Origin of the sequence: Roseibium sp. AS2 (genome assembly GCF_038900065.1) — a bacterium.
Lineage (GTDB): Bacteria > Pseudomonadota > Alphaproteobacteria > Rhizobiales > Stappiaceae > Roseibium.
Window position 1 is genome coordinate 31,037 of the sequence record NZ_JBBMQN010000010.1, and the last position, 21,848, is coordinate 52,884.

At 62.4% G+C, this 21,848-nt stretch carries 7 protein-coding genes; all 7 read left to right on the forward strand.

Features of this window, described 5'->3' with window-relative positions; translation table 11 throughout:
* Positions 1-4 precede the first annotated feature (4 nt).
* The 7 genes from WNZ15_RS23890 (at position 5) to WNZ15_RS23920 (ending at position 21,604) form a co-directional block, all read left to right on the forward strand.
* The gene (locus WNZ15_RS23890; RefSeq protein ID WP_342895550.1) at positions 5-856 is read left to right on the forward strand and encodes an ABC transporter permease; all 852 of its coding nucleotides are present in this window, start codon (positions 5-7) and stop codon (positions 854-856) included.
* A 21-nt stretch (positions 857-877) separates the two neighbouring features.
* The gene (locus WNZ15_RS23895; RefSeq protein ID WP_342895551.1) at positions 878-2,500 is read left to right on the forward strand and encodes a choline dehydrogenase; all 1,623 of its coding nucleotides are present in this window, start codon (positions 878-880) and stop codon (positions 2,498-2,500) included.
* 10 nt (positions 2,501-2,510) lie between these two features.
* Positions 2,511-3,809: an FAD-binding oxidoreductase gene (locus WNZ15_RS23900; protein ID WP_342895552.1), complete on the forward strand. Its 1,299-nt coding sequence runs from the start codon at positions 2,511-2,513 to the stop codon at positions 3,807-3,809.
* A gap of 297 nt (positions 3,810-4,106) precedes the next feature.
* Positions 4,107-5,006, forward strand: a complete 900-nt coding sequence (locus WNZ15_RS23905; protein WP_342895553.1) for a hypothetical protein — start codon at positions 4,107-4,109, stop codon at positions 5,004-5,006.
* A 305-nt stretch (positions 5,007-5,311) separates the two neighbouring features.
* A complete protein-coding gene (locus WNZ15_RS23910) occupies positions 5,312-6,031 on the forward strand; it encodes a hypothetical protein (protein ID WP_342895554.1) in 720 nt (239 codons plus the stop codon).
* Positions 6,032-6,137: 106 nt separating this feature from the next.
* Positions 6,138-9,800 carry a hypothetical protein gene (locus tag WNZ15_RS23915; RefSeq protein WP_342895555.1) on the forward strand — a complete coding sequence of 1,221 codons (3,663 nt, stop codon included), beginning with the start codon at positions 6,138-6,140 and terminating at the stop codon, positions 9,798-9,800.
* Positions 9,797-21,604, forward strand: a complete 11,808-nt coding sequence (locus tag WNZ15_RS23920; protein ID WP_342895556.1) for a hypothetical protein — start codon at positions 9,797-9,799, stop codon at positions 21,602-21,604. Before WNZ15_RS23915 ends, WNZ15_RS23920 begins: the two co-directional genes overlap by 4 nt.
* Positions 21,605-21,848: the final 244 nt, after the last annotated feature.

Below are 21,848 nucleotides of genomic sequence, written 5' to 3' on the forward strand. Positions count from 1 at the left end.
GAAGATGCAAAAGACCTCTCCCCTCCTGTTCGGCTACCGACTCTATGTGGCCGCGTTCTTTGTCTTCCTGGCCGCGCCGCTGATTTCGGCCGGAGCCTTCGCCTTCAACGACAGCCTGTTCCCGGCCCTGCCCTGGCAGGGGTTCACGCTGGACTGGTTCTTTTCCGACACCGAACCGAAACTCGGCATGTTCCACGACCGGCGCCTGCTTCAGGGTCTCTACTATTCCTTCGTGATCGCGATCTTCGTGGCGTCTCTGTCCGTCCTGGTCGGCACCACCAACGCCTTCCTGTTCGTGCGCGGCGAGTTTCCGGCCAAGAATTTCTTCTACATCCTGATGGTGCTGCCTCTGGTGATCCCCGGCGTGATCCTCGGCATATCCATCCTGGTGCTCGCCAGCGACACGGCGAACTTCATGGAAGACCGCTACGGCCTGGACCTGGAATTCCTCAGGCCCGGTCTCCTGCTGGTGGTGCTGGGACAGTTTTCCTTCATCACCACGATCACCTCGCTGGTAATCACCGCACGGCTGAAGAAATTCGACGCCACCATGGAGGAAGCCGCCTTCAACCTCGGGGCAACCCGGGCCCGTGTTCTGCGCACGGTCACACTGCCTTTCCTGCGTCCGGCCATGATCGCCGCCGGCATTGTCGGCTTCCTGGTTTCCTTCGAGAACTTCAACACCACGCTGTTTCTCGTCGGCTCGGAGGCACCGCTGACGATCACCATGTATGACCGCATGGCCAAGGTCGGCTCGACACCGGTTCTGAACGCGGTCTCCTTCGTTCTCATGGTCGGCTCCGGCCTGTTGGCGCTCCTGTCCATCCTTGTCCAGCGCGACAAGCCGGCGAACTAGATCGTAGGGGTAGGAGACACCATGACGGAGTTCGACTTTGTCATCGTCGGCGCCGGATCGGCCGGTGCCGTGCTCGCCGACCGTCTGTCAGAAGATGGCCGCTACACCGTCTGCCTGCTGGAAGCCGGCGGCTCGGACCTGAATGTCTGGATCTGGATGCCGATCGGCTACGGCAAGGCCTTCTACAATCGCAACATCAACTGGATGTACCGGACCGAGCCGGATCCCGGCCTCGGTAACCGCACGGGCTACTGGCCGCGCGGCAAGGTCCTGGGCGGCTCCAGTTCGATCAACGCGATGGTCTATATCCGTGGCCAGCATGCCGATTTCGACGACTGGAAAGCCCTTGGCAACACCGGCTGGGGCTGGCCGGACGTGCTGCCCTACTTCAAGCGCTCCGAAACCAACGAGGCCGGCGCCTGCGACTACCGGGGCGGCGACGGCCCGCTGCATGTGTCGAGCATGACAGACAGCGCCCATCCGCTGTGCGCACAGTTCCTGAAAGCCGGCGAGCAGGCCGGCTTCCGCGTCAATCCGGATTTCAACGGCGCCGACCAGGAGGGTGTCGGATACTACCAGATCACCGCCAGGGATGGCTTGCGCATGTCGACCGCACGGGCCTACCTCGCCCGGTCGCGCAAGCGCGGCAACGTCAGCATCCGGACCCGTGCCCACACCACCCGGCTGATCCTGGAAGACGGCAGGGCCACCGGCGTGGTCTACAGCCGGGGCGGATCGGAAAAGACCGTTCGCGCCCGGCGGGAAGTGATCCTGAGCGCTGGCGCCGTCAACTCGCCGCAGATCCTGATGCTGTCGGGCATCGGCGACGGCACGGCCCTGAAGGCCAAGGGCATTGCTCCGGTCCTGCACGCGCCCGCCGTCGGCCGCAACCTGCAGGACCACCTCGGTCTCGACTATCTCTATCGCTCGAAGCTGCCGACCCTGAACCAGCAGCTTCATCCCTGGTGGGGCAAGCTGGCGCAAGGACTGCGCTACGCCCTGACCCGTGGTGGCCCGCTGTCGCTCAGCCTCAACCAGGCCGGCGGGTTCCTGAAGAGCAATCCGCAATGCGCGCGGCCGAACATGCAGATCTATTTTTCGCCTGTCAGCTACACAAGGGCGCCCGAAGGCCAGCGTCCCCTGATGAATCCGGATCCTTTCCCCGGCTTCCTGCTTGGCTTGCAGCCGACCCGCCCGACCAGCCGCGGACATGTCGGCCTGCGCTCTGCCGATCCGTTCGACGCCCCGGAAATCCATCCCAATTCGCTCAGCACCGACCACGATCTCACCGAGATGATCGAGGGCTGCAAGCTGCTGCGCAAGATCGCGGCAAGTCCCGCGTTGCAGGCCGTCATCGAAGCGGAAATCGCGCCCGGCCCCTCTGTCCGGAGCGACGAGGACATGCTGGAAGACGTGCGCAGCCGCTGTTCAACGGTCTTTCATCCGGTCGGCACCTGCCGCATGGGTCCCGACCGTGCGGACAGCGTCGTCGATCCGAGGCTGAGGGTCCACGGTGTCGGCGGCCTGCGTGTCGTTGATGCCTCGATCTTTCCGACAGTGACCTCGGGCAACACCAACGCACCCGCGATCATGGTCGGGGAAAAGGGCGCCGATCTGATCCTTGAAGACACACGGGCCGCGTGAAGGAGAAGCGATGTCACGAGAACTGTTCGCCGACGGGTTCAAGACGACCCCCTACTGGCAGGACACGGCGCCAAAGGTGCCCCTCGACGAGGCGCCCCTGCCCGAGGAGATCGACACACTGATCATCGGCGCCGGTTACACCGGCCTGAACGCGGCCCTGGAAACGGCGCGCGAAGGACTGGGCACACTGGTGCTCGACGCCGAACAGCCCGGCTGGGGCTGCAGCCTGCGCAACGGCGGTCAGCTTTCGACCAGTCTCAAACCTTCCTTTGCCAAACTCACGCGCCGCTATGGCAAGGAGCTTGCCACCAGCCTGTGCGAGGAGGGCCAGGCCTCGCTCGACCACATGCATGCCCTGTCAAAGCAAGACGGCATCGACATGGGCCTGCGGGAAACCGGACGGTTTCACGGCGCCCACAAGCCCCGTCTCTACGAAACGCTCGCCCGGGAGTGCGCGGAAGGACATCCGGTCTGGAAAACGGACACCTTCATGGTTCCCAAAAGCGACATGGCATCGGAACTCGGTACGGACGCCTATCACGGCGGCATCGTCTATCCTCGTCACTGCAGCATCGACGTTTCCCGGTATCATCCGTCCCTGCTCGGCAAGGCCATCGGCGCCGGTGCGCTGGTGAAGGGTCTTTGCCGGGTTTTGTACATCGAGCGCCGGGCGACCGGCTTCCGGGTCCTGACCAGCGAAGGCTCGGTGAAGGCGGGCAAGGTGATCCTAGCCGCCAATGGCTACGCCGGGCCGCTGTCCCCCTGGCACCAGCGCCGGATCATCCCGATCGGGTCCTATGTCATTGCCACCGAGGAACTTCCGAAAGAAACCGTCGACCGGTTGTTTCCGACGGACCGGGTGCTCTCGGACACCCGCAAGCTGGTCTATTATTACCGCCTGTCCCCGGACCGCAAACGCATCCTCTTCGGCGGCCGGGTCTCCCTGAATGAAACCGACCCCCGCAACAGCGCGCTGAAACTTCACCGGGACATGACAGCCCTCTTCCCGGAACTGGCGCGCGTCAGGATCAGCCATGCCTGGATGGGGTTTGTCGGCTACACATTCGATGCCCTCGCCCATGCCGGTGAGGACAACGGGCTCTATTTCGCCGGCGGCTATTGCGGCTCTGGCGTCGGCATGGCCAGCTATCTGGGCATGCGCATCGGCCGCAAGGCGGCCGGCCGCGAGAAAGCCCCGTCGGCCTTTGAACGCATCCCCTTCCCGACACGTCCGCTCTATTCGGGCAAGCCCTGGTTCCTTGCCCCCTCGGTGCTGGTCTACCGCCTGCGCGACCGCTTCGGTGTCTGAAGTCATCTGCAATCCATCCGGTCACTAGATGGCTTGAAATGGCACCGGAGCGGCGGGCAACGTCAATCAGGTTCGCAGACCACCAAGCGCGCTTTCCGGACAGACTTGTGTCAATTTCAAGACACGAGCTCAAACAAGATTTATTGACCGAAATACAACAAAAAATTTTCCAACAAGAAAAACACCCGCAAAAGGTTTGCGATGATATCAATTCAACCTTTTTGACCTTATCGCCCCTTTGAGAGCGATTGGTCCTGGCGGGGGCCGGAATACCCCGATTGCAACCTGGCGGGCGCCATGGTTTCTGGTATCTCGCTTCTTTCCCCCGTTTCTGTAATATCGCCCTCACGATACAAAGGTCCGATTTGCTTTCAAACGGAACTGACGACTGGATTAAACAGGGTAGGTGCAGTGCGGATGGATGAGGGCATGACCGTGTCGGCACAGCAGGACGGCTTGAGAAAGCTGCGGACCGATATGCGGGCCGGAAGCACCGATGTCCTGAAGGCGGTGCAGCAGCAAACGGTCCTATCGCCTCAAGTCAGCATTGAGTATGTCACCGGACAACTGCTCGTTTTCAAATACGGGACGCCTAGCGGCAATCAACCGCATGACAACGAAAACGCCGTTCATTTTTGGCCCGTTTCCGCGAACAGCGTGCCTTTTGACGCGACACCTCAAACCAACGCGGGTATCCTGGGCAACACCTCTTCCGGTGACCAGTCGCTCGACGCCCGGATTACCATCGCCGCTTATGTCCTCGGCTATGCGGTGGGGCCCGATGCGACCGACAACATCTGGTCTCCCTATGTCAATGTCGTGGCCTCGGCCTACATTCCGGCGGCAGCCCGGAATGGCAGGGAAACGGACACACGCACCAGCAGCATCGAGGCGAAATATGTCGGCCAGAACACGGTGGCTTTCCACTACGCGTTCCTGGCGGGATTCAATCCGATGGCCGCGAATTCCTGGGTAGGGCTTTGGGAGGGCCAGGCCGCGACCTACACCACTCCCCCGTCCTGGTTTTCACCGATCATCCAGACGAATTCATCCGGCGACGCTGCGCTGGACGGGCTCCAGATAACCAAGGGAACCCCCTATACTCTCGGACTGTTCTCAAGCGGCTTTTCCGAGAAGAAAGACGCGTTGCGGCTGGACCGCCTCGCCAGCATGACGGTCTTTGAGCGCACGGCATGAGCAGCGGACTTATCCTCCCTCTTACTTCACTCCACATCTGAACAGCAACACGCAAATAGCTGGATTCTCTGCGCGAATACAGAAAAAAAGACCCACAGACCGTTCCGACCTTAGGTTAACTCCTAAAAAAATCATTAGGTAATTCTTGTGTCCGCAACTGATTAGTGTACGCTAAGGAAATACAAGCAATTTGCCTGCAAACCCGAGTTTCCACGACATGCGGGTTTGCATCGCTTGAGCCGTCTATCCCGTTGAGCGGTTCCGCGAGCCGGGTCGAGAAAATCATGTTTCTGGAGGAAAGATAAATGTCAGACGCCCCCGTCAGCAGACTGTTCGTAGGCCCGGCTCCGCAGACCGTCGTTGTCAACACGACCAATGTCAGTGCAAAACAGATCAGCGTCGCGTTCGACACGCCGAACGGCAACCAGCCGAATAGCTTCGGCAACTCCTTGTGGATCTGGCAGTCCGGAAACCAGGTGCCCTGGTCCTCTGCCGGAAAGTCCCAGCCGATTGGGAACAATTCACCCAGCGGCGACGCCTCGTTCGTGGATCTCGATGTGACGACGCTTTCTTATCTGATCGGCTATGCAGTCGGCCCGAAAGGCGACCAGAACTGGCTTTATCCGAACGTCGTCGCTTCCGTTTTCATTCCGGCACTTGGCGCGTCCGAGGCACAGGCTGATGAAGCCCAGCAGCAGGGCAATGTCTTCAGCCCGAGCGTGTCGAAGCAGACCTTCGGCGCAACGTCTCTGGTGACCAAGTTCGACATGCTGGCCGGCTTCAATCCGGAAAAGGCCCTGTCCTATGTCGGTGTCTGGGAAGGCCAGACCGCCTCCTATTCGCAGCCGCCGAAATGGTACGCACCGGTCACCGGTTCGAATTCATCGGGGACCGTGTCGTTCAACAATATCCAGATCCTGCGCGGCACGACCTATGCAATCGGCCTTTTCGCTTCCGGCTACGACGCGAACCCGTCGAATCTGAAACAGTCAGCTCTGGCCGCCACGAGCACGTTCACCGTTTGACGCCGGGCGGCGAACCCGCAGCTGCATTTACGACTTTGCCGGTTCCGGGGCTTCCCCGGAACACGGGAGGGTTTTGTCCGGAGCTCGCCTTTGGGGGGAGGCATCCATGGCCTATTTCACCCGCATACCAAACGGATTTCCATCCTATTACATAATGGCGGACAACTCCGGGTCCGTCGGCGCGGCCGCGTTCCTGCTGGGAGCGAGCGCCACGTCCGGCGACGACAGGCTGAGCATCGAACAGGCGCTCACCAACGCTTCTCTTGCCGGAATTTTCATCTTTTCACCGAAGCCGCTCGAAATCGGCGACGCTACGGCACAGGGAGCTTTCGCACGCAAGATCTGGTCTCTGGCCGCACGTGCGCCTGCCAGCCGGGGTTTCATCTGGATCAGCGACCCTGAGACCCTGACGGATCGGGATCTGGTCCCGTATCTGGGCCTGGCGAGCGACGGCAGCTCTTTGGCGTCAGGCCTCTCCAACGGCCTGATCGTGTCTGCCATGTCGATGTCGGTCGCGAGCGGCATGAAAGTGTCCCTCCTGGACGACACCACCGTGCAGCTTACGGGCAGCAGCAGCAGCGGCATTGGTTTTTCCGGTGACGACGCACCGAGGATGCTGGATGCCAGAACCGGTGAAATTCCCTTTGACGGTCCCTCGCGCGGATGTATCGGTTTCCTTCCCTATATCGAGCGCCGGTCGTTGAACGACGAATGGAATTGGGGATTTCATTTCATCAGCAAAGAAGAGCGCTCGGCAACGGGCGTATCCTCCGAATGGCTTCCATTGGCGGGAGTCGAGAACGGCAGCGACATGATCGGCTTTTCGGCCCGGTTCGACCTGGCCGACACGCTGAATACGGTCGTGCCGCTCAATGGCACGGCATCGGACGCACCCCGCTCCGGTTTCTGGTTCACCGGATCGAATATCGACAGGTCCCGCACGCTGCTGCGCTCGCACTACCGGACGGTCAGCGGGGACAAGGTGACCCTCTATCCGGTCGGCACGGACACGAACGGGCCGGGCCTCGCGACCGCAGGTTTCATCTTCTCGGTCGGCGAGCGTGTCTCAGAGACCACGGTCGATTTTCATGCCGGACCGTTCGGCGATTTCGTGATCGACACGCCGCCCGGACCGAACGGCACCACCGCCGAACTGCTGTGCGGCCTTTCCGGGGCCGAGTTTGTTTCGGTTCTGCCCGGACAATCGGCCGACACCGCCGCCCGCATGCGCTTTTTTCCCTACAAGCCCGCCTATACGGATGTCTTTCCGCCCATCGTCGCCTCGCCCACCGGGCCGCAGACCGACACACTGACGCTGCTCACAAGCGAATACACCACATCGTGGGTGGCCATCATGCCGCCGGCCGCGGGTCAGGCGAGCTACGCCGCACAGCCGGCCGGCGCCGCGCTCTTCGGCTACGATCCCTTTGTCTGGGCGAAGCAAAAGGATGTCCTTGGCCACGTCGACCCGGGCCAGAAACTGCCCTCGGACGGCAGCATCGCCTTTCCGATGGTGCCCTATGCCGGCTTTCAGCCGTCGAGCCTGCCGACCGGGTTCGATGAAGACAAGAGCCGCGATTTCGAAAGCATGATCGTAGGGCCCACGCGCCGCGGGGAAATCGGCCCTCCGACCGGCGACGCGGTGCTGTCCGCAAGGGCCCACGCTTCCGGCAAGGCCCATTTCAGCGGGCTTGCCGCGTCCGGCGCCCGCGATGGCGAGACCCGGTTCACGACCCCTTCGGGACTGATCGCCACGATCGACACGGCAGGCGGCAGCGCGGACTGGCTTGAAATTCTGCTGGGCCAGATCACCACACCCGAGGCCAGCACGATGGCCTTCGAGAAGCCGACCGAAGCGCTCCAGGGTGCTTTCCAGACCAATGACCTGTTCCTGGTGGTCGCCAACGACAAGCATCTGGTGCGCGACGGGGGCAGCTTCGAGAACACGCTCAATATCGGCGGCTGGACGCTCGGCGCAAACATCGGCCAGTCGCCGCAATACGGCGATTACGCCAACGTGATGATCGTCAAGGGCAGGCGCGGCAGGCTCTACGATCCCGATCTTCCCAAGGATCAGAACCTGGTCGCCAACCCGTCCAAATGGACGTCGGCGGGTGTGTTCGCAGCACCGACAACGCTCCAGCGCAGCGACACGCCGGATTTCGCGCAGCTGACCAATCTGTCGCAATGGCTGCAGGATTATTTCGAAGACGCCCTGGCCCAGCCGGACAAGGAGAGTTTCAGGGCCTTCAATGACATCGCCCGGGACGAGAACTGGACCGGGGTCATCGTCCTGCGCGCCAAGATCGTCAGTCCGCCGTCGGATCTGGCCGGCATCTCCGCGGGCGTTCGCGATGTGGACCGCTACTATGCCCACCATTTCGCCATCCGGATCAGCCAGATCAGGAGCGATCCGGATGGCGGGGGCATTTCCATCGACGGGCAGAGTTCGGTCTATGGGCTGATCTACTACGAAGACAGCGCCTATGTGCCCCCCAAGACCGGTGAACCGGTACAGCCGGTCGTGCCCCAGCCCGCCGCGGATTACGATTTCATCACGCTGACGCTGAAGGTCCTGTTCGAGAACACTTCGGTCAAGACCTTCTCCAGCTATACCCAGCTCACCATGAACCGGTTGTTCGGCAGCCTGGTGACCGATATGGGCACAGGCGGCAATCCCTACAACTCGGTCGTCCTTGCCGGGACCTTCCAGGACAACAACGACAAGCCGACCTACGGCATGAAGACCGCCGGCGACTTCATCTACAACATGACAAACAATGTTCTGGAGAAAGTCGAGATCATTTCGGCCGAAATGCTGACGATCGCGCCCGGCCCGCCGAGCACGCAGATATGGTTCTCCCTGAACGGCTTTCTCGGTTTCCACGTGATGAAAACGATCGAAAGCGAGCCGGTCGATTATTATTCGTTCGGCGGCGAGACCGGCAAGGAACAGCCGCGCACGGGACTGAGCTTTTCCAAGCTCGGGCTCGAGATGTCGTTCGATACACCGGATCCGGACGCACCGCCGGAAGTGGTCAGGAACCGGATCATCGACTTCAACAGCTCGCAGATCGGGTTCAACATTCAGGCCAGCACGCCGCGTCCCGGCAGTTTGTTCGAAGCGTTCTCGCTGGACCTTGAAGGCCTGGTCAGCGGGCCGTCCGACGGCGACAGCCCGGCAGCGCTCGGCTATCTCGATGTGGTCACGAATGCCCGGATGGGCGGCCTCGGCAAGACCTGGAACGGCCTGAAGTTCCGGCTGAACCTGGGATCGGCGGGAGAATTGGCGGGCAAACTGGGGCTGAACGCCTATCTCCTGCTGGCCTGGGCCCCCGACAGCACTGCGGGACCGGACGTCAACAACGTCATCAACTACCGCGCCACCACCGGGCTGCACATGCCGGGCACATCGAATGGCGCCCCTCTGATCAGCCTGCAGAATGTTCTGGCGATGTCCTACGGAACGATCCAGCTGCTGTACGAGGACAAGCCCGGCACCCTGCTGCACCCGGCAACCTTGCACCCTCTGGTCCCGCGAACCGCGCTTGCAGGGCCCGCCGACAGGCAGTTCATGCTGCTGCTGAACGAAATCGCCATCAAGTTCATGGGGCTCCTGAAACTGCCGCCCAATGGCAGCACCGCCTTCTACCTGTTCGGCGACGCCGATCCGGGTGCCAAAGACAAGACAGGACTGGGCTGGTACGCGGCCTACAACAACGAGCCGAAGAAGCAGGACGACGCCGAAACCGGGGGGACGAAGCCATGAACGTGCAGCCGAAACCGGGATTTGGTGTCTTTGCCGACGGCCGTTCGCTCGCCGATCTGATCAAGGATTTCGCGGCTTCCGCCGAAGCAACCAACACCAACCTGTCAGCCGAGGGGTTGACGAAACTGAAGACGTGGATCGGCGACAGCAAGCTCCGCTATTTCGTCTACAACGCCAAGGGTTTCGGCAACCAGGCCAATACGGTCAACCTGATGAAGCGCCTGCTTCAGCTCAGCTTCACGAACGATATCGAACTGATCTACGACACCACCGGACACGAGGCAATGACGGTGCTGGAGAAGCTCGCCGTTCTGCTGCCCGGCCTCGATCCCGCCAACCCCCAGCCCTATGAGTTGGCTCCCGGGACCGTGATCACGTTTTTCCCTTACACCGAGAACGGTGAACGGAAGGTGACCGGTCTGGAAGGAGAGCTGCCGCTTTGTATCAACGGCGGTTCGGAGATGAAAAGCGAGGCCGATCCGAATCTTGCCGACGTGTTCAAGGTCGATTTCTATCTCCAGGTCCAGCCCTACATGTGGGAGATCGTCAACCGGGTCGACAACCCGCGCAGCCTGCTGCTTGCCAAGGACGCGGATGAACCGATCGTGCTGCCGCAACAGGCAAGCCTGCAGGGGAAGCTTTATACCTACCGGGCGTTCGCCATGGCGCAACCAGCGGTGCCGAACTGGACCCAACTCCTCGAAATTCCTGAAAATCTGACCAACCGGAACAGCATTGCCGTCGGCAAGGTCCTCTCGGAAGCCGCGGTCGCGAAAAAGATCACCATGGCCCCGGCCTATGGTCTTTATGACAAGCCGTTCGGCAATCCGGTCACCGGAACCGCCACCAACATCGCCTTCCAGTACATTTCGGCAAATGCGCTCGCGCAATCGAGTGGTACGATCGGCAAGGCCCCGGTCGTGATAGCGATTCTGAGCAATCTCCAGGAAACAACCTGGCAGAGAATTGCGTCCTACTACCCGCTCGCCGGCCAGCCGCCGGTCAGGCCGGCCCCGCCGCCGTCCAAAAGCAGCGGCGGCAGCGACAGCGACAGCAGCGGAGACGACGACTTCGGCTACGGTTACGAATCCGAAGAGGACGAATTCGACGAGACCCTCTTCAACGTCCAGTCCTGGTGTTATCTGAACGGCCTGGTCCGGCCGGATGCGGATACTGGCAAGGAAGGCCGCATCCATATCGCGCCGACCATGGAACCGGCCGAGCTTGAGAGCCTGATCGCCACCCTGACGGATAAGGACGTTCTGGTCATCGGCGCCCCGCTGATGCCCCAGGATGCCTTCAACTATCTCTATTCGATAGCCGGTATCCCGTCCATGTTCGAAGGTCAGGGCACGGCCAATCTGGCTCTGAATCTGGGCAAACCGTTTTTCAAGCTCAACACCCAGAAAATCAATTCCTATCCGTCTGCCTTCGGCAATGGGTCGGAGGACCGTGCCGCCGTGATCAGCGCCAGGGCGGCAGAACTGGAGTCCCTGACCTACGACAATATTCAATTGGGCTATTACGATTTCAAAACCGGCTCGAAGAAAGGCGATCTAGTCGTTGCGCTGTCCGAAGTGATCGGCCAGATGACGCAAGGTGCCAAAGGCTTCAGCGAATACTTCGAGGAGATCGAACGGTTTTACGGTGCCAGCGCCAATGACAAGCTCCTGCAGGCGCTGGTCTTCCTGGTGACAACCCAGGTGGAGGATGCCGGCGGGGCACCTCACGCCTTGCGCCGGTTGGCCGTGGCGGCTCTGGAAGAGGGCGACACCCCGCTCGACAAACTCTACCAGCAGATCGAGAACGCGATCAGCAAGGGCGTTCTGTCGCTGATCCCGACGGTCATTCCGGACGGCCCCTTCGCCGAGTTTCTCACCGCAGTGATCGAGGGCAGCGATTTCAACATCGGTTCGCCGACCTCGCCCGTTCAGGTCACCTTCCCGGCTTCGCGCGACAAGATCACCGTGACCGGCCGGACACAGGACTTCCTGGGCATTCCGCTCAAGGCCACCGTCGTCTTCACGATGAACGAGAACGGCAAGGACATCGATGCCGCCTTCTCGCTCTCGGTGGGGGAAGTCTCCCTGGCCGGCGTGCAGTGGTTCAAGCTGGACTGCCTGAAGGTCGACGCGACCATCCCGGGCAACGACAACCGGATGCACGGCACGATCTCGTCGAAGATCGAGATCGGCGGCAACCCGGTGTCGTTCGATCTGGCGTTCCCGAGTTCGGCTGACGGCAAGGTTGTCATCGATGGCGATTTTTCGGTCAATCCGCCTTCGCTCGACGACCTGTTCAAGCTGCTCGGCGGTCTGAATTTCATGACCACGCTGCCGCCGCAGATCTCTTCTGTGGCCAATATCGAACTCAGGAAGCTGAAATTCGGTTACGATTTCAAGGCCAGCCAGATCAACAGCTTTCAGCTGACGCTGGAAAACAACAAGCCCTGGCCGCTGTTCGGCAAGCTGGAACTGAGCAAGCTGGCCTTCGACATCGGCCTGATCGAGCCGACAGGCGCGCGGCAGATCACCTGGAAGGCGTCGACGAATGTCGTGATCGGCTCTGCCGGTGGCAGCGTGGACGTCACCGTCAGCTACCCGAAACTGACCGTCACCGCGGGACTGAAAGACGGCGGCCCGCCCATTCCGGTCGGTGATCTCGTCACGTTTTTCCTGCCCGATAACTACACCATCAATCTGGCCGCCGTCGTCTCCAGCTTCGACATGACGGTCACTCCCGGCGAGAAGGGCGCGGCGACCATCTACAAGGTGAGCGGCGGGCTCACCATGGACGACACGGTCTGGAAACTCAGCCTGGGCATTGCGAGCTTCGCGCTGACCGACGTTTTCCTGATCGTCGAGGGCCAGCAGGGCGAGACCGAGAAACAGACGGCGGTGACCGGCGCGCTGACAGCCAACACAAAACTGGATTTCAAGACCGACTCCGGCGCCGACCTTGCCGTCCCGTTCACGATCACTGCGGCCTATCGCGAGAAGGGCGTCTGGTTCTTCAGCGGCAAGCAGGGCGACAAGCCGATCCGCGTCAAGCAGATCGTCCAGGCGTATCTGGGCGACAACTGGTGGGTCGACGGGCTGCCGAACCTGGATATTACCGATCTGGCCTTCAGCCTCCAGACCCCCGAGAAGGGCGCCGATCCCTCGAAGGCGTCCTCCTACATGGTCGGCGGTTCCATCCGCGTCTGGAACACGCCCCTGGGCGACAGTTTCGAGACCGTCATCACCGGACGCTTCGGGCGCGGCAAAGTCGATCAGACCACCCGGATGTTCGCAGCCATGGGCAGCCGGGCGCTGGTTCCTGTCCTGAACGACGCCGGAGCGCTCATCCCGCTGACCGGATTTGCGCGCAGAACCGAGCTGCTGACCGCCGACGACGGCAGCTACGGCATCGTGACCGCCGACATTGTCTGGAACAACATCGAGCTGCAGCTCTATTTCAACTATGCGCCCGACAAACGCCTCTACGGGTTCTACTGGAGCATTCTGCACGGCGAAATCGACAGTTCGACCAACACGGCGACGATGACCTTCACGGATTCCACCACGCTGGGGTCGATGGTCGAGATATTCATTTCCTGGCTGACGGGCTCGAAATTCGGCCTCGGCGCGCCGTGGAACCTTTTGAACAAGATCAAGCTGTCCAATTTCAAGCTGATCTGGAACTTCACCGACAAGACCGTCCAGTTCGACATCGAGATCGGCCCGATCGATCTGATCTTCGCGCGGATCGACAGTTTCGGTATCAAGTACGACCCCTCCGACAAGAGCGTGAATGTCACGCTCAAGGGCAGTTTTCCGTGGATGCAGTTCGTCTCCGCAGAGGAAGCCGGCGCCAATACCACCGATCAGCTTGGCTGGAATGCCGCCAATCCGAGCGAGACACCGGCGCCTCCCGGCGGCGGCAACAAATATCTGGACCTGCGCCTGCTCGCGGCGGGCCAGCATATCAAGGTCACTGGCCTGCAGGCGGTGAAATCCGTTCCCGAGGCCATCAAGATCCTGGGCGAGTTGCCGGTCCCCAAGGACGGGGAATTGCCGCAGATCGGCTTCGACCCGACGAACAACTGGATGTTCGGCACCGATTTCGGCATCCTGAAAGTCGAGAGCGCCAAGTCGAAAAGCGGCGAACTGACCGTCCTGGTGTCCGAAGAGGGCGGCGCAAAATACACGTTCACCCTGCAGATCGTGTTCACCGACCCCACGCTCTACGCATTGAGGATCGCCCTGGACAAGGACGCCCCGGCGGCCAAGATCTTCGCCGGTCTCGATTTCCAGATCATGTACCGCAAGCTCAGCGAAGGCCTGGGCGTGTTCTCCGCCGAAATCGTGCTGCCCACGATCATGCGCCGCATCGACGTCGGCGCGGTGACGATCACGCTGCCGACCTTCGGGGTCGAGATCTATACCAACGGCGATTTCAAGTTCGACATCGGCTTCCCGTGGAACGAGGATTTCTCGCGCTCGTTCTCGGTCGAGGCGATCATCCCGCCGGGAATCCCGGTCCTTGGATCGGGCGGATTCTACTTCGGCAAGCTTCCCGCGATCGCGGTCGACCAGTTGCCGAAGGCCACCAACGGGTTCTTCAACCCAAACATCGTTTTCGGCTTCGGGGCGCAGATGGGCCTCGGCAAGTCGATCGAATACGGGGTGCTCAAGGCCGGTTTCAGCATCACGGTCTTCGGCATCATCGAGGGCATTCTCGCCAAGTGGAACCCCTACGACAAGGTGTCGACCGGCGGCGGAGCCCTCGCGCTGTCCGGCGAATATTTCTTCTGGCTGCGCGGCACATTCGGCGTCCTGGGCCACGTCTACGGGTCCGTCGACTTCGTGGTGGTCAAGGCCTCCGTGGACATCCGGCTGAAGGTCTATGTCCAGATCACGCTCGCCGCCTACGAACCGATCCCGGTGACCGTGTCGGCCGAGGTCACGGCCAGTGCCAGCATCACCATCAATCTCGGGCTGTTCAAGATCCATCTGAGCTTCAGCTTCGCTCTGAAGATCACCGAAACCTTCGAAATCGGCTATCTGCAGAATCCCGCCGACGCACCCTGGCAGGTCGAAAAGAGCACCGATGGCGGACGCCTGCTGGCCCCGTTCGCCGAACGCATGAACATGCGCTCGCACAACGCCTTCGACGCGCGCGGGCTGCGACTGCTCGCAACGACCGTACCGGTCTGGTCGCGGCTGGACCCCCAGCCGGCGGAACAGCGCGCTCCGCTCACCGCCTATGCGGGCTTCGGCCTGACCGTCGCGGGGGACCGCGCCTTCGACAAGACCGGCGCGCCGAACCTGGCACTGCAGTTCCCGGCCTATATCGCCAGCCTCTTCATCGAGGGACCCGGCGCCGCCAGCCAAGACGATCCCGCCAACATGTTGCGGGCCGCCGGCGCCGCGGCGGACACGTCCTTCGACCTGCTCGCCAAGATGGTCGCCCGCTGGGCCATCGCCTCGATCCAGAAGCAGAACGTCACTGTCGACACGGTCGACGGCATTCAGGTCGATGACATGGACCTCGCCGGGCTGATCGAAGCGCTCGGCGATGGCAAGAGCAATCCGATGCCGATCACCTCGGCGGACGTTGAGACGTTCCTTGGCGGCCAGTTCAAGATGACCGTCAGCCTGCCGACCGACGACAACACGGTTCAGGCGGCCTATTTCCCGATGCCGATGGGCCTGGGTGTCAAGGCCCCCAAGATCGGCAACCAGGCCGCGCTCGACTACGCCTTCGGCGGCTACAACGCCGTCGATCCGGACTTCATCAGCTGGCTTCGGGACTATTTCGATCAGCTCGCCGTTCAGGTCCAGAAAGAAGAACACCCGATCGAGGACGCCGTCGTCCTCGGTACCGGCGATGTCTCGGTCGCCAGTTTCATCCAGGGCGACTATTTCGTGCTGGTCATGAGACAGATGCTGCAGGCCATGCGCGAAGGGCTGCGCGACTTCAAGTATCCGCTCGCCCCGGCCGCGCTGCCGAACGATATCGTGAGCTGGGTCAACACCACCGGTGAGCTTGAAAAGATTGGCCAGCCGTTCTCGCTCTACGATCTGTTCAAGGGCAACGAGACCGCTGCCCTGGCCGCAGGCAAGGTGATGAAGCTGCCCTTCGTGCAATTGACCCTGTCGGACGGGGACACTTTCACATCGCTGGCCGAGGGCAAGAGTTACAGTGCCACCGAACTTGCGAGCGAAAACGCCACCGTCGCCGGGATCCTGACCGCCGGCGTGCCGATCAGCTACAAGGGCGCAGAATACGTCACGTCCGGTTCCGAAACCCTGACGATCCTGGCCGGACGCATGAAAGCCACGCTGGCGGAAATGCTGGCGGGAACCGACATCCTGACACATGATGGCCTGCTGTTGCCGTTGAGCGCCCTGACCCTGCCGCCGCACGGCTACACGACCCAGTCCGGCGACACCCTGGGCAGTGTCACCGCCGGGCACGGATTGACGATCAACGATCTTGCCGGCGTTTCGCGCGGCAGCGTCCCCAATCCCGTGGGCACCGGGAACGGTGACGTGGCGGGTCTTTTCGAGGCGGGCACGAACACGGTGCTGAACCTGGTCTACCTGCCCCGCTTCCCGGTCAGCACCCTGCTGGCCGAGGTGCAGCGCACGGGAACCATCAGCCATCTGTCGGGTATGACCTCGCGCTATTACCTGCACGGACTGAGGCTGCCCACGGCAAAGATCACGCCGAAGGAACCGGGCATGTGGGTGACGGACAGCGGCGGCACCCTGACCTTGCCGGACTTTGCAGGTCTCTATGCCCTGACCGGCCAGCAGATCGGCGTCGAGGCCCTGCCGACGGCGCCGTTGTCTCTGAACCTGACGGTTCCGGGCACCGTGCCGTGGCTGTCGTTCGCGGGCGGTGCGACGCAGCTGTCCTTCGAGGTCACGCCGCCGGACGAAAAACTGCCCGACGGAAACGAGAACTATCAGCGGCTCAAGGCGGTCTCCGACTATTGCCGCAAGAACGTGCTGGCCGCCGGTCCCCGCAGTATCTCGGCCACGGCCAGGGCCGATCAGGAACCCGCGCGCTTCCCGCTGTCTTCGTCGATCCTCTGGCAGAGCCTGGCCGCGGTCCCGTTCCCGAACGGCCCCGTTCTGGACAATGCGGTTCCACGGATCTGGCCGCTGCCCAGCTCGATGGTCAGCCTGTCGTCTCTGGGCACCGATCAGAGCGGCCTGCTCACCCAGCCGAGCCCCGCCTTCGTTCTTCAAAAGGTCACGACCGACCAGGCCACCGGTCTGCCGGTGGATGCCGACATGCAGGTCTTCGGCTGGGCCTCGAGCATTCGCTTCGTGGTCAAGAAACTGCCCGGTGGCGCCGGGACCTCCGCGGCCCAGAAAGACACCTACGAGATCACCGGCGCCAGTGCCGACGACACCGTGATCTTGGAACGGATCGTGCAGTATGTCACCCAGGACAGCGCGTTCGCCTCCATGGCCGTCGGCTTCCAGAGCGCCAGCGAAAGCACCGGCGAAGTCTTGCGCGCCGAGGTCGGACCGGGCGTCAGCTTCGGGATTTCCCAGTCCAACCTGTCGACCACCACGCGGCCGCCAGCGGGTTTCATCGCCGAAGCTGTGGCCGAACCGGCTCCCGCCAACCTGCTCAACAAGCCGACGGATCTGATTCGCCTGCTGTGGGAAGCCAGCATCACCCGCAACGGCGGCTTCTTCCTCTATTACTACGACGATGCCAGCAAGTCGGGTCTCCCGGACGAAGCCTTCAACGACAAGGGCGAGGCGGAGCTGAACCTGATCGTCCAGTACCAGCCGACCGTGCGCCTGCAGCCGTGGATGAACGCCGTCACGACGGGCGATCCGATCGACACGTCCGCGACCAATGTGGTGGCCAGGACCGACAGCACCCGGCTCGACCATGCGATCGCCGGCGTCGACAGCCTGAGCGGCATCGTCAGACGGTACAATTCCACCCTGGTTTCGCTGGTCGAAACGACGGCAGCGGCCATGGGCCTGACGGCCGGGGCCGTCCTGAAGCTGAGCAATGCCGTCTATCAGGTTCCCTATGACGGCTCCGCACCCGGCGGCAACCTGGCTGACATCGCAAGCCATTTCGCGATGAAACCGCAGGACATCAGGGACGCCAATCCGCGCGTTCCACCGGCATACTGGACCGACGGGCTGCCCAATGGCACGGCGATCCGTCTGCCGGATGTGGACCGCACTGTCGGCACCTCGCCGGGAGGCACCTCCCTGCAATCCATCGCGAGCTTCTACGGCACGTCGCCGCTCGCACTGGCCGGCGCCAACGCGGCCCGTCCCGGCCTCCCGGCCACCGGCGGGCAGGTCTCGCTGATGACCGGCCCGCTGGCCCAGCACGGGTCTCAGGCCGCAGGCACGCAGCCGGTGACCGCGGTCCGCGACGGCTTGCCGGAGATCCCGGACAACCCGAAAGATCCGGGCTTCGCGTCCGGCTATCTCCTGAACGACTACACGCTGCTGGCCTACCGGGTCGAGGCGAACGCCGATTTCATCGCGTCCAACCTGGGCCTGCCGCTGTCGCAACAGGGCAAAACCACACACCCGACGAACGACAAGATCCGGTTCGCGCGCCAGATGACGCCCGACGACGATCTGATCTTCGAGACATCGGTGCCATATGTCGATCTCGCCAGGGACAAGCCGGTCGGAGACAATCCCTACGATGCCAACGGACGCCTGTTGCAACTGGCCTTCGGCTGGAACGACGTGTTCGGCAACAAGATGGTTTCCGACGTGGATCTGGACACCACCGCGGCGGGTAAACTGAACGGCACGCCCAGCCTCACCGGTTACACCGACCTGGTGATCGGCGTGGCGCAATGGCCCTCGACCAGCGCGCACTGGACCGTGGCCGACACCGAACCGGCGGGCGATGCGTTCGTCCTGTCGGTCCGGCTTTCATTCGACGCACAGCCCTATCTGCCGGACCTGAACGACAAGACCGACGGATGGAAAGCGAAGGCCCGTGCCGGACTGGAGACGGTCACGGCGATCCTCAACCAGATCGCGGATCCGAGCGGACTGAGCTTCAGCATCGACACGACCCTGCTGCCCGATCCGGTAATGGTTCCCGAGGCACAGATCCTGCCCGCCTCCAACACTGCGACACTGGCGGCCTGGCTGACGGCGATCAGGGCCTTCCTTTTGCGTCAGACCGGATCGGATCCCGCCGACAAGTTCGATGGCAAGGCCGACTTCGTGATCACGGTCCAGGACAAGAAGTCCCGGGTTCCCGCAACAGAGGTCTTCGAACTGGAACTGGGCCTGACGATCGCCCGGACAAACGGTGTCGCGGAAGGCGATTTCGCGGCCATTCCCGGCGTTCGCAGCGTCCGCAGCAAAATCGCGCCGCTCGCGGATGTCGGCTCGGCCGCGGACGGACTTCCGGGAGATGGAAACGTGCTGGCGAGTTTTGCCAAGGCGCTGGAGGACACGCTTTCGGTCCCCGGCAAGAACACGCTGAGCGTGGCCACCGGCACCAACCGCTACGCGCCCGGCGCAGGCGTGACACAGGCAGCCGTCTGGGCGGTCCGCCTGGGACAGAATGCTTCGGACACCGGCATCGGCTTCGCCGTGGCGGATCCATCGCAGCCTGAAATCTTCGCACCCGAGCCGGTGTCGAACACGCTGATCTCGCGCACGGTGCCCATTTATCCCTATACGTCTCTGGACGACTATCAACCGTCGACAAACACCTTCACCACCACACCTGGTTCCAAGGCGTTCTCCGGGATCGATGCGGATCGCTGGGTGAAGGAATTCTTCGCCTTTTTCGACACGTTGCTGTCGCCCGAATACTCCTCCTCGATCCTGGTGATCGACGCGTGCGCCCAAAACAAGCCCGCTGGCGTCACCAGTTTCCTCACTGCATTTGCCGACCAGAAGGAAACCCTGGCCGGCATTGCCTCCAACCTGATGGCCGAAGTCTACCAGGGCCAGCCCGGCACCCGTCTGGCCTCCGCGCGCGAGGCGCTGAGGCAGAGCCTGCTCGAACGCTTGTCGAACCTCTACACGACACGCGCCGCCGTCAGCTTCGGCGCTCAGGTCAAGGCGAACATCCCGCAAACTCCGGACGAGAAGACACCACAGCTTTACGGCAATCTGCAATGGGTGAGCGATCCTCAGAAACTCGCCAGCCTGGTGACCCTGACCTCCCCCAAGATGCCGCTTGCCGACGGTGACAACCAGCCGGTCACCTTCCTGCTGCAGTCGCCGCAGGTGCTCAAGGTCGACGGCACGGTCGTCGACGAGATCGAACTCGACCTTCGCTATGCCGGTGCGGCCCTGGAGCACCAGATCGCTCCGGTCCCCGGTGTCGAGGGAAACTATTACGCATCCAGCTGGCTGTCGCCGGTGGACAAGGCTTTCGCGCCGCTCGCCGGCGACCTCGGCACCTTCAAGGTACCGATCCTGCTGCGGGGCTTCCCGTCGACGCCGAGGATGGAAGCCCAGACGGGCGCCGCGACGCACCCTGCCTCCGAACACCTGTCCGACCTGACCCAGTGGACCTATGGCCTGACCTACAGCCTGGATTTCCATTATTCCCAGGACCGCGTCTACTCGGAGGTTCTCTACAACCTGATGGACAATGGCGCGGCGTTGCTGGCCTCGCTGACCGATGCCTTCCAGGGCCTGGCTCAATTCATCACCAGCCAGTCGGCGGTGGTCGAACTGATCAACGCGAATGTACCCCAGATCAGTGCCGCCACCTCCGACCAGAAGAAGATCGAGGATGCCGCACTCGCACTCGGTGCCTTTTACAAGATGGCCACCGACATTGCCGCCCAGGCGGCCGGCGTGACAGCCGGTCAAGCCATCGCGAAAGACGCCCTCGAAACCGCCAGCCTGAAAATGGTCTCCCGGCAAAGGGCGCTGGCTTCCGCCGACAGCTACGCATTCTACATCGAGGAAAGCGCGCAGACCTTCGAGTTCGACTCCACACCCGTCTCCGCCTGGATCGTCACGCTGACCTCCACGGACGGCGCGCCGCCACCGGAACTGACGGGCGATCCGGCAATCCGGATCGACGGGTACCAACAGATCCTCGTGCCCGCCTTGAGCGATGCCGCCAAGGGTATCTATGCCTATGGCTATCAGTCCGGTCCGGACGACGCCTGGGCTCAGGGCGCCGCCCTTCAGGGGATTGCCGCGCGCAAGGTCGTTCTGCCCGGTCTCCAGATCCTCGATCAGCAGGATGCCATCTCGATCGTCCATCTGACCCAGAACGAGGACGTCGGCGGCAAGATCAACCTGCCGTTCGTCTACAAGACGCCCTCTGTCTCCTTCGGCAATCCGTTCCACCCGACGATCTCGACCAGCCAGCCGGTCGACATCGCGAAGCTGGGATCGCCGGACGGGCTTCCCGTGCAGCGATCGCTCGACGCGCAATTGACCGCGCTTTTCACGGCGCTCTTTGCGAGCGGGTTCAAGGGCGAGGCGACCATCCAGTTCGATGTGGGCTATTCCTACGCGTTCACAGGCGGGCTCGACAAGATGGCCGTGAGCATCCCCGTCGCCGTGCTGCCTCCCATGACTGTCTCGGTACCGGGAACCGGTGCGGGCCAGAAGGCGCCGCCGATATCCGGCATGATCACGACCCTCAGTGCCGCGATCCAGGACTGGTCACAGGCTTATGCCCCGTCCGGTCAGGACGGGAAGCTGGGCTTCAACCTGACCATCATGTCGAACCTGACCAGGGAACCCATGCCGCTGTTGAATCTGATGACGCTTGAACTGCGCGTCGACGACATCGTGCCGCCGTTGCCGAACCTGATCTGACGCCCGCTGGAATTGCAGACCTGCGGCCGGCCGAACCCGGCGCGGGCCCAACAGGGTCCGGCGCCGGCAGCGGCGCGGTATCGGGCCCGAGGCGCTCCTGCGGCGCCTGTCCGGCCGGCTGGCCGGGCAGCATTGCGTTGGCGGAAACCGAAGGTCGACCGCCCGAGCCGATTGCCACGCAACCACAACCCTTGCCAAGACCTTCTACCTGTGGTTATCTCTCCATGACCGTTTGGTCTTTTTT

Excerpts from the sequence above, each read along its gene's own strand:
- WNZ15_RS23890 (WP_342895550.1), top strand. The coding sequence starts at position 5 with ATGCAAAAGACCTCTCCCCTCCTGTTCGGCTACCGACTCTATGTGGCC.
- WNZ15_RS23895 (WP_342895551.1), top strand. The coding sequence starts at position 878 with ATGACGGAGTTCGACTTTGTCATCGTCGGCGCCGGATCGGCCGGTGCC.
- WNZ15_RS23900 (WP_342895552.1), top strand. The coding sequence starts at position 2,511 with ATGTCACGAGAACTGTTCGCCGACGGGTTCAAGACGACCCCCTACTGG.
- WNZ15_RS23905 (WP_342895553.1), top strand. The coding sequence starts at position 4,107 with ATGGTTTCTGGTATCTCGCTTCTTTCCCCCGTTTCTGTAATATCGCCC.
- WNZ15_RS23910 (WP_342895554.1), top strand. The coding sequence starts at position 5,312 with ATGTCAGACGCCCCCGTCAGCAGACTGTTCGTAGGCCCGGCTCCGCAG.
- WNZ15_RS23915 (WP_342895555.1), top strand. The coding sequence starts at position 6,138 with ATGGCCTATTTCACCCGCATACCAAACGGATTTCCATCCTATTACATA.
- WNZ15_RS23920 (WP_342895556.1), top strand. The coding sequence starts at position 9,797 with ATGAACGTGCAGCCGAAACCGGGATTTGGTGTCTTTGCCGACGGCCGT.